The 8,006-nt window shown below is 68.5% G+C and carries 9 protein-coding genes; 8 read left to right on the top strand and 1 reads right to left on the bottom strand.

Annotated features, from left to right (window positions below):
- The 5 genes from tmk to ACK59X_RS33025 all read left to right on the top strand — a co-directional run.
- A partial coding sequence (gene tmk / locus ACK59X_RS33045; protein ID WP_409963464.1) for a dTMP kinase occupies positions 1–594 on the top strand: 594 nt, incomplete at its 5' end.
- Complete coding sequence (locus ACK59X_RS33040; protein ID WP_409963462.1) at positions 591–1,607, top strand: DNA polymerase III subunit delta'; 1,017 nt, start codon at positions 591–593, stop codon at positions 1,605–1,607. The genes tmk and ACK59X_RS33040, both read left to right, overlap by 4 nt.
- Positions 1,608–1,623: 16 nt before the next feature.
- Positions 1,624–1,983 carry a PilZ domain-containing protein gene (locus ACK59X_RS33035; RefSeq protein ID WP_057206042.1) on the top strand — a complete coding sequence of 120 codons (360 nt, stop codon included), beginning with the start codon at positions 1,624–1,626 and terminating at the stop codon, positions 1,981–1,983.
- Positions 1,984–2,046: 63 nt separating this feature from the next.
- Entirely contained in the window at positions 2,047–2,853 is an 807-nt protein-coding gene (locus ACK59X_RS33030; protein WP_409963460.1) for a TatD family hydrolase, read from the top strand.
- Positions 2,850–3,539, top strand: coding sequence for an ankyrin repeat domain-containing protein (locus ACK59X_RS33025; protein ID WP_409963458.1), 690 nt, complete (start codon positions 2,850–2,852; stop codon positions 3,537–3,539). The genes ACK59X_RS33030 and ACK59X_RS33025 overlap by 4 nt, the downstream gene beginning before the upstream one ends.
- A gap of 8 nt (positions 3,540–3,547) precedes the next feature.
- On the opposite strand, the gene msbA is transcribed toward ACK59X_RS33025, so the two are convergent.
- Positions 3,548–5,368: a lipid A export permease/ATP-binding protein MsbA gene (gene msbA, locus ACK59X_RS33020; RefSeq protein WP_409963456.1), complete on the bottom strand. Its 1,821-nt coding sequence runs from the start codon at positions 5,366–5,368 to the stop codon at positions 3,548–3,550.
- Positions 5,369–5,596: 228 nt separating this feature from the next.
- On the opposite strand from msbA, the gene tolB reads away from it, so the two are divergent.
- The 3 genes from tolB to ACK59X_RS33005 all read left to right on the top strand — a co-directional run.
- Positions 5,597–6,865, top strand: coding sequence for a Tol-Pal system beta propeller repeat protein TolB (gene tolB, locus ACK59X_RS33015; protein ID WP_409963454.1), 1,269 nt, complete (start codon positions 5,597–5,599; stop codon positions 6,863–6,865).
- 44 nt (positions 6,866–6,909) lie between these two features.
- Entirely contained in the window at positions 6,910–7,461 is a 552-nt protein-coding gene (pal, locus tag ACK59X_RS33010) for a peptidoglycan-associated lipoprotein Pal (protein WP_409963452.1), read from the top strand.
- Positions 7,461–8,006 (top strand): YbgF trimerization domain-containing protein (locus ACK59X_RS33005; protein WP_409963450.1); only part of this gene is annotated, 546 nt, incomplete at its 3' end. The genes pal and ACK59X_RS33005, both read left to right, overlap by 1 nt.

Genomic DNA, 8,006 nt, shown 5'->3' with positions numbered 1-8,006 from the left:
GCGCAGGGCCGCACGGTGACGGTGAGCCGCGAGCCCGGCGGCACGCCGCTGGCCGAAAAGCTGCGCGAGATGGTGCTCAACGACGCCATGGACCCGCTGACCGAGTCGCTGCTGATCTTCGCCGCCCGGCGCGACCACCTGTGCAACGTGATCGAGCCGGCCCTGGCACGGGGCGATGTGGTGCTGTGCGACCGCTTCACCGACGCCACCTTTGCCTACCAGGGGGCAGGGCGGGGGTTCGACCTGATGACCCTGTCCACCCTGGAGCGCATGGCCCAGGGCGGGCTGGTGCCGGGCGCCGGTGCCGGCACCCTGCGCAACCCCGACCTGACCGTGTGGTTCGACCTGGAGCCCGAGATCGCCGCCCAGCGCCTGGCCGGCGCCCGCGTGCCCGACCGATTCGAGGCCCAGCCCGTGGAGTTCTTTCGCCGTGTGGCGCAGGGCTATGCCGACCGCGCCGCGGTGGAGCCCGGGCGTTTTGCCCGGCTCGATGCCGCGCAGGACCGCCACCGCGTGTGGCAGCAGCTCACCAGCGTGTTCGTGCGCAAGGGCTGGCTGTCCATCATGGTGCCCACGCCCAAGGACCTGGCATGAGCGAGGCTGGCACGACGGCTACCCCGCTGGCACCCTGGATCGCCGCGCAGCGCAGCACCCTTCTGGCCCAGCGCGGCCATGCCTGGCTGCTGCAGGGCCCCTCCGGCCTGGGCCAGTACGCACTGGGCCTGGAGATGGTGCTTGCCTGGCTGTGCGACCGGCCTACCGCCGATGGCGCGTGCGGCCAGTGCGGCAGCTGCCACGCCATCGAGGTGCGCACCCACGCCGATCTGTGCGTGCTGATGCCCGAGGTGCAGATGATGGCCCTGGGCTGGCCCTTGTCGGAGAAGGCGCAGGCCGACATCGACGACAAGAAGCGCAAGGCCAGCAAGGAAATCCGCGTGGAGGCCATGCGCGATGCGGTGGAGTTCTCGCAGCGCACCTCGGCGCGTGGACGCGGCAAGGCGGTGCTGGTGTACCCGGCCGAACAGATGAACCACGTCACGGCCAACGCCTTGCTCAAGACGCTGGAGGAGCCGCCGGGCGACGTGCGCTTCGTGCTGGCCAGCGAGGCCGCGCACCAGCTCCTGCCCACCATCCGCAGCCGCTGCCTGGGCCACACCATGGTCTGGCCGGCCGAACCCGAGATGCTGGCCTGGCTCAAGGGGCAGGGCATTGCCGCCGATGCGGCACCGGCCTTTTTGCGGGCCGCCGGTGGGCGGCCCGACGATGCGCTGGCCCTGGCACGCTCGGGCCGCAGCCCGCAGGCCTGGGCGCTGCTGCCGCAGGCCGTGGCGCGCGGCGATGCCACGGCGTTCGGCGACTGGTCTCCCGCCCAGGTGATCGATGCGTTGCAAAAGCTCTGCCACGACCTGCTGGCCGCCAGCGTGGGAGCGGCGCCCCGGTATTTCGCGCCAGCCGACCTGCCCAAGCCGCCGCCGCTCGCGCCGCTCACGCGCTGGTCCAAGGCCCTGGCCAAGGCGGCGCGCACGGCCGAGCACCCCTTCAATGCCGGCCTCATGCTGGAGGCGCTTGTCGCCCAGGCGCGAAACACCCTACACTCAAGGCACTGAAGCCGCCCACAATACCATGAGCAGTCCTTCCACCGCCCCCCGCCCCAGCGTCATGCAGCTGGCCATCAAGGAAAAGGCGGCCTTGTATGCGGCCTATATCCCCTTTTTCGTGGAAGGGGGCATCTTCGTGCCCACCCAGCGCGACTACAAGCTGGGCGACGATGTGTACGTGCTGCTCACCCTGCCCGACGACACCCAGCGCTACCCTGTGGCCGGCCGTGTGGCCTGGGTCACCCCGGCCCGTGCCGCCGGCAACCGCACGCAGGGCGTGGGCATCCAGTTCCCCAAGGACGAGAAATCGCGCCAGCTCAAGCTCAAGATCGAGGAGCTGCTCGGAACTTCGCTGGGTTCGGACCGTCCGACACAGACCATCTGAGCCTTCGGCCGTGCCCTATGCCGACCCGCGCAGGCGGGTCGGCTTTTTCCATTTTGAAACCACATGTTCGTTGATTCGCATTGCCATCTCACCTATCCCGGCCTGGCCGAGCAGTTGCCTGCCGTGCGCCAGGCCATGGCCGAAGCCTCGGTGGACCGGGCCCTGTGCATCTGCACCACCATGGAGGAGTTCGGCGACGTGCATGCCTTGGCACTGGCGCACGGCAACTTCTGGAGCACGGTGGGCGTGCACCCCGACAACGAGGGCGTGACCGAGCCCTCGGTGCAGGACCTGCTGGACCGTGCGGCCCTGCCGCGCGTGGTCGCCATCGGCGAGACGGGCCTCGATTACTACGGCATGGAAGACCGCAAGGGCGGGCGCAGCATCGCCGATCTGGAGTGGCAGCGCGAGCGCTTTCGCACCCACATCCGCGCGGCGCGCGCCTGCGCCAAGCCGCTGGTGATCCACACCCGCAGCGCCTCGGACGACACCCTGGCCATTCTCAAGGAGGAGGGTGAGGACGGCGCCGGCAACCAGGCCGGCGGCGTGTTCCACTGCTTCACCGAATCCATGCAGGTGGCGCGGGCCGCGCTGGACCTCGGGTACTACATCTCCTTCTCGGGCATCATCACCTTCAAGACCGCGCAGGAGCTGCGCGACGTGGTGGCCTTCGTGCCGCTGGACCGCATGCTGATTGAGACCGACAGCCCCTATCTGGCGCCCGTGCCCTACCGGGGCAAGACCAATAGCCCGGCCTACGTGCCGCACGTGGCCAAACAGGTGGCGCAGACCCGTGGCATCGCCGTGGAGGAGGTGGCCGAGGCCACCAGCCGCAATTTTGAAGCATTGTTCAAGGGAGTGACCGCATGAGCACACACAGCTGCTTGCGCCGCCGTACGGCGCTGTTGGGCGCGCTGGCCCTGGCGGCCGGCGCCGCGGGCGCATGGGCGGGATCGTATGAGGACTTTTTCTCGGCCGTGCAGCGCGACGATGCCGACGAGGTCAACGGCCTGCTGCGCCGCGGCTTCGACCCCAATATCCGCGACCCCAAGGGCCAGGTGGGGTTGACCCTGGCCATCCAGGCCGAGTCGCTCAAGGTGTTTGCCGCGCTCATGGCCAACCGGCGCCTGAAGGTGGAGACGCGCAACCGCGACGACGAAAGCCCGCTGATGATGGCAGCGCTCAAGGGCAATGTAGATGCCGTGAAGGCGCTCATCGCCCGCGATGCCGACGTGAACAAGGAAGGCTGGGCACCGCTGCACTACGCGGCCTCGGGCGTGAAGGCCGAGCATGTGCGCATCATCGCCCTGCTGCTGGAGAACCACGCCTACATCGACGCCACCTCACCCAACGGCACCACGCCGCTGATGATGGCCGCACAGTACGGCTCCAACGACGCCGTGCAGCTGCTGCTGAACGAGGGCGCGGACCCCACCATCAAGAACCAGCTGGGCCTGACCGCCGTGGACTTCGCCATGCGCGTGAGCCGCACCGAGGCGGCCGAGAAGATCGCCACCGCCATCCGCCGCCGCCAGCCCAACGCGGGCAAGTGGTAGCCGGCTGATCAGGCGGCGCTGGCGGCTTCGTCCGCTGCGGACGGCCTGGCTGCCGTGGCAGGGCGGCTCTGCAACCGGGCGTACAGCCCGCCGCTGGCCATCAGCTGGGCATGCGTGCCCTGCTCGACGATGCGGCCCTGTTCCATGACGACCACGCGGTCCGCATGCTCGATGGTGGACAGGCGGTGGGCAATGACCAGCGTGGTGCGGCCCTGCATCAGGCGGTTCAGGGCATCCTGCACCAGGCGCTCCGACTCCGTGTCCAGGGCCGAGGTGGCCTCGTCCAGAATCAGGATGGGGGCGTCCTTGTAGAGCGCGCGCGCAATGGCCAGGCGCTGGCGTTGGCCGCCGGACAACTGCGTGGCGTTGTGACCTACGATGGTGTGGATGCCCTGGGCGAGCGAGGCCACATGGTCCGCCAGGTTGGCGGCGGCCAGGCAGGCCAGCACCTTGCCCTCATCCACCGCATGGCCCAGGGCCACGTTGGCGGCGATGGTGTCGTTGAACATCACCACGTCCTGGCTCACCAGGGCGATCTGGCTGCGCAGGGCAGAAAGGTCCCAGTCTTGCACCGCATGGCCATCCAGCAGCACCTGTCCCGACGAGGTGGGAATGAAGCGCGGCAGCAGGTTCACCAGCGTGGTCTTGCCGGCGCCCGATGGGCCGACCAGCGCCACGATCTCGCCGGGTGCCACCTTCAGGCTCACATCGTCCAGCGCCGGGGCATTGTCCTTGCCGAAGGATACGGAGACATCGCGCAGCTCGAGCGCGCCCTGTGCACGCTCCGTGCGGTAGCTGCCGCCCTGCTCGGCACCGGTGTCGCCCAGCAGGGACAGGCCGCGCTCCAGCGCCGCCACGCCGCGCGTGATGGGGTTGGCCACGTCGGCCAGGCGGCGGATGGGGGCGATCAGCATCAGCATGGCGGTGATGAACGAGACAAAGCCGCCCACCGTCACGTCCTTGGCATCCAGCGTGCCGCGGCTTTGCCACAGCGCGATGCAGATCACCACCGACAGGGCGGCCGCGGCCAGCAACTGCGTGAGCGGCGTCATCGCGGCCGAGGCGATGGTGGACTTGATGGCCAGGCCGCGCAGGCTCTGGCTCAGGCGGGCGAAGCGCGAGGACTGTCCCTCCTGCGCACCGTGCAGCCGCACCATGCGGTGGGCCAGCACGTTCTCCTCGACCACATAGGCCAGTTCGTCGGTGGCCTGCTGGCTGCTCTTGGTCAGGGTGTACAGGCGCTTGGACAGGGTCTTCATGATCCAGGCGACGCCCGGCACCACCACCGCCACGATCAGCGTGAGCTGCCAGTTCAGGTACAGCAGGTAGCCCAGCAGTGCGAGCAGCGTGAAGCCATCGCGCGACAGGCCCATCAGCGCCTGCACCAGCAGCGTGGCACCGGTCTGTACTTCGTAGACCACGGTGTTGGAGAGGGCGCTGGCCGACTGGCGCGAGAACAGCCCCATCTCGGCTGCCAGCACGCGGTCGAACAGCGCGCGGCGCAGCAGCAGCATGCCCTCGTTGGCAATGCGCGCCAGCGCATACTGGCCCACGAACTGCGCCAGGCCGCGCACCAGGAACACCCCCATGATCGCCAGGGGCACCGCCCACAGCGGCAGGGTGCCCTGGGTGAAGCCCCGGTCCAGCAGCGGCTGCAGCAGCGCCGGGATCAGGGGCTCGGTGGCAGCACCCACCAGCGTGGCCGCAATGGCCAGGCCCCAGGCCAGCCGCTGGTTGCCGAAGTACACGGAAAGCCGCGCCAGGCGCGCGGTGAGGGTGGGGGCGGGCGGCGCTGCGGGGCCCGTGGCGCTGGGGTCAATGGCTTGCATGTGCCCCGGATTCTAAGTGCCAAGGACCTGCGGGCCGCGCCAGTGCTGAGCCCGCGCCCTTGCTGCACTGCAGCGATTGACCACAAGGCCTTGCACAGTTTGTCACAGCGGGTCTTCCCCAGTGTGTAACATCGGCGCTGCCAATCGGCATTTGTTCGGCTACTGCGGCTGCTAATGACCACAGATCACAACACCAACACATTCCTCCCCGCGGCATTGCCGCATCCCATGCGCCGCCAGGTCCTGGCGGCCGCCCTTGCAAGCACCGCCTCCTTGCCCGCCCTCGCGCAGTTCCGCGTGGAGGTCACGGGCGTGGGCCTGACCCAGTTGCCGATCGCCATCGCCCCCTTCCGTGGCGAGGCGCAGGCGCCGCAGAAGATCGGCGCCATCGTCCAGGCGGATCTGGAGCGCAGCGGCCAGTTCCGCGCGGTGGACACGGCGGGCGCGGTGCTCGACGAAACCTCGCGCCCTGATCTGGCGCTGTGGCGCCAGAAAGCGGCCGATTCCCTGGTGACCGGCAGCGTGACGCGCATGCCCGATGGCCGCTTTGACGTGCGGTTTCGGCTGTGGGACGTGGTCAAGGGCCAGGATATCGGTGCCCAGAGCTTCGTGCAGTCGCAAGCCGACCTGCGTCTGGTGGCCCACCGCATTGCCGACTTCGTCTACGAAAAGCTCACCGGCGAACGCGGGATCTTTTCCACCCGCATCGTCTATGTCACCAAGACGGGTGGCCGCTACAGCCTGTGGGTGGCCGATGCCGACGGCGAGAATGCGCAGTCGGCGCTGACCAGCCCCGAGCCCATCATCTCGCCGGCCTGGTCGCCCAATGGCGCGCAACTCGCCTACGTGTCGTTCGAATCGCGCAAGCCTGTGGTCTACGTGCACGAAGTCTCCACGAGCCGGCGCCGGCTGGTGGCCAACTTCCGCGGCTCCAACAGCGCGCCGGCCTGGTCGCCCGATGGCCGCAACCTGGCCGTGACGCTGAGCCGCGATGGCGGCTCGCAGCTGTACCTGATCGACGCCAATGGCGGCGAGCCCAGGCGGCTGATGCAAAGCGCGGGCATCGATACCGAACCCATGTTCTCGGCCGACGGCCGCAGCATCTACTTCGTGAGCGACCGGGGCGGTGCGCCGCAGGTCTACCGCGTGCCTGCGGGCGGCGGCGGCGCCGAGCGCGTGACCTTCACCGGGTCCTACAACATTTCTCCCAGTATCAGCCCCGATGGCAAGTGGTTGGCCTACATTTCCCGCGTGGGCGGGGCCTTCAAACTGCACGTGATGGACTTGGCCTCAGGCACCGTCACCGCCATCACCGACACCTCGGCCGACGAGAACCCCAGCTTTGCACCCAACAGCCGCCTCATCGTGTACGCCACGCAGCAGCAGGGCCGCGAAGCCCTCATGACCACCACGTTGGACGGAAAAATCAAGGCGCGCCTGGCCGGCCAGCCTGGAGACATCCGCGAGCCCGATTGGGGCCCGTTCCAGAAGCAATGAACTTTTCAGCACTTTTCACAATCTAGTTTCCAGGAGAATTTTGGATGAACATCAAACTCAAACGCTTTGCCCTCGCTCTGACCGTCACCGCCCTCGTCGCTGGCTGCAGCTCCGGTGTCAAGCTCGACGACGTGCCAGTGGAAGACAAGGGCGCCAGCTCGACCATGGGCAGCGGCAATACCGGAGCCAACACCGGCAACACCGGCCAGAGCACCGTGGCCCCTCTGGACCTGACAGGCTCCGGCGCCAACGCGCAAGGCCCCGTGGGCGTGGCGCGCATCGTCTATTTCGACTACGACAGCTATGTCATCAAGTCCGAGTTCCAGTCGCTGCTCGAAGCCCACTCGCGCTTCATCAAGGCGAACAATGGCCGCAAGGTCATGATCGAAGGCCACACCGATGACCGCGGCGGCCGCGAGTACAACCTGGCCCTGGGACAGAAGCGTGCCGAAGCCGTGCGCCGTTCGCTGGCCCTGCTGGGTGTGCCCGATTCCCAGGTCGAAGCCGTGAGCTTCGGCACGGAAAAGCCCGCTGCCCCCGGTAACACCGAAGACGCGCACGCGCAGAACCGCCGCGCCGAGCTGTCGTACCGTTGATGCCTGCACTCCGCCTTTCACAGCCCCTGCGGTCCCTGGCCGCAGGCTTGGCGCTGGCCTGCGTGGCGCTGCCGGGCGCGCACGCGGCCATCTTCGAGGACGGCGAGGCACGCCGCGCCATCCTGGAGGTGCGCCAACGGGTCGATGCGCTGCAGCAGTCCCAGCAGCGCACCGCCGATGAACTGCGCCGTGCCAACGAGGACAGTGCCCAGTTGCGCCGGGCTCTGCTGGAGCTGCAGACCCAGATCGAAACCCTGCGCAGCGAGAACGCGCGCCTGCAGGGCCAGAATGAGCAACTGACGCGCGAGGTGGGTGAACTGCAGCGCCGCCAGAAGGACATCGCCCAGGGCGTGGACGAGCGGCTGCGGCAGTTCGAGCCGGTCAAGGTCACGGTGGACGGGCTGGAGTTCCAGGCCGATGCCGCCGAGAAGAAGGACTTCGAGGCTGCCCTCGCCATCTTCCGCGCCGGCAAGTTTCCCGAGGCCAACCAGGCCTTCGGCAACTTGATCCGCCAGTACCCGCGCAGCGGCTACGTGCCCTCGGCC

The organism is Acidovorax sp., from assembly GCF_046339755.1.
GTDB lineage: Bacteria > Pseudomonadota > Gammaproteobacteria > Burkholderiales > Burkholderiaceae_C > Acidovorax.
This window is presented reverse-complemented; position numbering and strand designations above follow the sequence as displayed.